The organism is Terriglobales bacterium, from assembly GCA_035487355.1.
In the GTDB taxonomy this organism is placed as follows: domain Bacteria; phylum Acidobacteriota; class Terriglobia; order Terriglobales; family Acidobacteriaceae; genus QIAW01.
The window spans coordinates 1-2,628 of the sequence record DATHMF010000045.1 but is presented as its reverse complement, the minus strand read 5'-3'; the positions used below and the strand labels follow the sequence as shown (position 1 = coordinate 2,628).

Annotated in this window: 4 protein-coding genes; 3 read left to right on the top strand and 1 reads right to left on the bottom strand. The window is 55.8% G+C overall.

The window, feature by feature from the left end:
* Positions 1-286 (bottom strand): hypothetical protein (locus VK738_10205; GenBank protein HTD23016.1); only part of this gene is annotated, 286 nt, incomplete at its 3' end.
* An 884-nt stretch (positions 287-1,170) separates the two neighbouring features.
* Here VK738_10205 and VK738_10200 point away from each other — a divergent pair.
* The 3 genes from VK738_10200 (at position 1,171) to VK738_10190 (ending at position 2,610) form a co-directional block, all read left to right on the top strand.
* On the top strand, positions 1,171-1,446 hold the full coding sequence (locus VK738_10200; protein ID HTD23015.1) for a hypothetical protein: 276 nt from the start codon (positions 1,171-1,173) through the stop codon (positions 1,444-1,446).
* A 36-nt stretch (positions 1,447-1,482) separates the two neighbouring features.
* The gene (locus VK738_10195; protein ID HTD23014.1) at positions 1,483-1,740 is read left to right on the top strand and encodes a hypothetical protein; all 258 of its coding nucleotides are present in this window, start codon (positions 1,483-1,485) and stop codon (positions 1,738-1,740) included.
* Between the two features lie 153 nt (positions 1,741-1,893).
* Positions 1,894-2,610: a phosphatase PAP2 family protein gene (locus VK738_10190; protein ID HTD23013.1), complete on the top strand. Its 717-nt coding sequence runs from the start codon at positions 1,894-1,896 to the stop codon at positions 2,608-2,610.
* The last annotated feature ends 18 nt before the right edge of the window (positions 2,611-2,628 follow it).

Genomic DNA, 2,628 nt, shown 5'->3' with positions numbered 1-2,628 from the left:
CGTCGGCGCCCAGGTCGAGCCCGCGGGCACGTTCGAGTGCGCCGCCGTGAACAATCATCACAATTTTGAAAGTTCGCGGATCAGGGCTTGCCTTGATTTGGCTGATCAAGCCGCAGCAGCTAAGGTTGGATGGCGTTGCCTCCATGATCAGGAGTTCCGGGGAAAGCGCAAGAACCTCATCAACGGTCAGGTTGCGCTCTGCGGTGATTTCATAACCTTGACCTGATAAAGCCTGCGTTACGTCTTGGGTAGACTCCGTACCCAGGTTGAGAAGAAGAATGCGCATCGGCATCACCTTATCATCCGTCAGAGCTTGTTCAGCCCGTCCAAAGCGACTACCTTGTGAGCTTCGGAGAGCGTTGGATAGTTAAAGACCATGTCCCGGAAATATTCAACCGACCCGCCGTAGAAGAGTACGGCCTGACCAATCTATATGATTTCGGTTGCACGCTGTCCTAACGCATGTGCGCCAAGAAGCTTGTGCGCTTCCGGCTCAAAAAGCATAAATTCATCTGTGTCTTGCACCCTCTTCAGACTCTGGTCCGCGGGAACCCACCCATTTAGATGCTCGCTGCCGCGAAGAATTACGAGCTTTTGTATTCTTGCCCGAGGAGTCAGAGGAAGCACAAAATGAGAGGGAGTCGTTGACAGAAGATGGAGCATTGGTAAACGAAGGTTCTTGCATAGCTCTCAAGCTGAAAGTACGGAAGGCCCAAATCGAGCGGGCGGACAAGCTTTTTGGAAGCCTCTCATCCGAGGTGGTCCTGCGGGAAATAAAGTAAAGCAGTCTCTTCCCGCCGGGCGCTGTCCTATCACCTCGGCCAAGTGGTGCTCGGATTGAAGGGATCTAATAATGAGGGCCCGCGGTGGACCGTCGTATTATTTTGCGTTCGACGGCTTCTCAATTCCCTGTACCGGCGGATGCGCAGTGCATATGTGGGCGTCAAGCTCTTCGGCAGCCGCCTCGATATCCCGCCCGATCATAGGAGCCCAGCGTGCCAAAAAATAGGCACCTACCATTTGGCTGGCATCGGCAGACCGGCACTGTGATTTGATGAATCCAAGCGTCTCCCCTATCTCGCCCAAACTCATAGGGATTCAGCCACTCGAGATAGAACAAGATTTGGCATCCGCGGTGCTCACTCCAAACCGCGAGGCTATGGAGTCGCAGTGCTGAAGATCACGATCACCGAAACGCCTGAAGAACTGCGCTGGATTCTGCAAGGCCGTTTGGCGGAGCCCTGGGTTACAGAGGTGAAAGCAAGCTGGAAAGAGGCGCGCCGAAACCGCGAAGGCCATCATTGCGTGGTCGACCTGACTAATGTCACTTGCGTCGGTAAAGGTGGCGAAGAGCTTTTGCGGAGCATGTCAAACGAAGGCGCTCAATTCATCGCCAGTGGCTTTTATATCAAAGATGTGTTGCAGGAATTGAAAAACTGCCGATGAGCTTGAAAAGAAGTTTTCGTTCGCTGAGGTGTTGCCATGAAACCATATTCTCAAGCGAGAGGTGCAGACGACCGGATTTCAACTCGCGAAGAACTGGGTCAGGTGATTGGAATGCTGATTGACCTACATCAGCTTCCGGCCGAGGCCAGTCTGCAGATCCTCGAAGATTCGGATAGCCGGTCTGACGTGGAAAGCGACGGGCTGTGGACCGATGCTGATTGCGAGGCCGGGCCGGCAGCGCAGGTCGAGCCGCTTGCCAACTTCATTCTAGGCCGCCAGCACAGGCTGAATTGACGTTTGTGGAAGTGTGCGTTTTCGGCTCAGCCACCGGCATCGGCCAACCGAGAACGGGGGTACGTCCTCGCGAAGTGCTTTTGGCGCTTACTTGGGCGCGATTAATGGGCCTCCGGATAATTCCCGGGTCAGGACTTCTTAAGAGAGCGTGACTTGGCTACGCAACTGACATGGCAGGAAATCCCGCGGCGCTTCGGCAGCGCAGCCTGGCTGCTCCCTGCCGATGAGGAGGCGGCTCCATCGAGCTGGGAGCGGGTCCGATTTGTGCCCTACGTGATTATCCCGTGGCTCGCACTGTACGCGTTCACCAGCACGCTCGCCTCACACGGCACCAGTTTCGGTATGTCTTTTGAAGACCGCCTGCCCATCATTGGCTGGACGGCACTTTTGTACCAGAGCATCTACGTTGTAATTGCCTTGGCGCCCTGGTGGGTGCGGACGCGAAGGGATCTCCGCCGGCTCATGATTTCCAGCTGGATGTCCATGGCGGTGATATTTCCGTTCTATTGGTTCGTTCCTTCCAGCGCTCCGCGTCGCCCGTTGCTGGGTCACGACTCGATTACGCAAATCCTGGGCATGGAGCGCGTCGCGTTTCCTCCCATTGCTGCGTTTCCTTCTTTTCACGTGCTGTGGGCGGTTTTTCTCGCGCGGGCTTTCAAGCCTCGCTGGATCGGCTGGACCTACGTAGCGGTCATTGCGGTGAGTTGCATTACCACGGGACAGCACTACATCGCCGACGTGCTCGCATCGATGGTGATCGCCCCTGCATTCGTGGAGCCGGAACGCACGTGGAGAATACTGCGCTATCTACTGGAATGGCCCGCGAAGTCCTGGCAAAAAGCGCCACGCAACAGTGCCGCCAGGAGTTAAAACGGCAGGAGCTAAAAG

Excerpts from the sequence above, each read along its gene's own strand:
- VK738_10195 (HTD23014.1), top strand. The coding sequence starts at position 1,483 with ATGAAACCATATTCTCAAGCGAGAGGTGCAGACGACCGGATTTCAACT.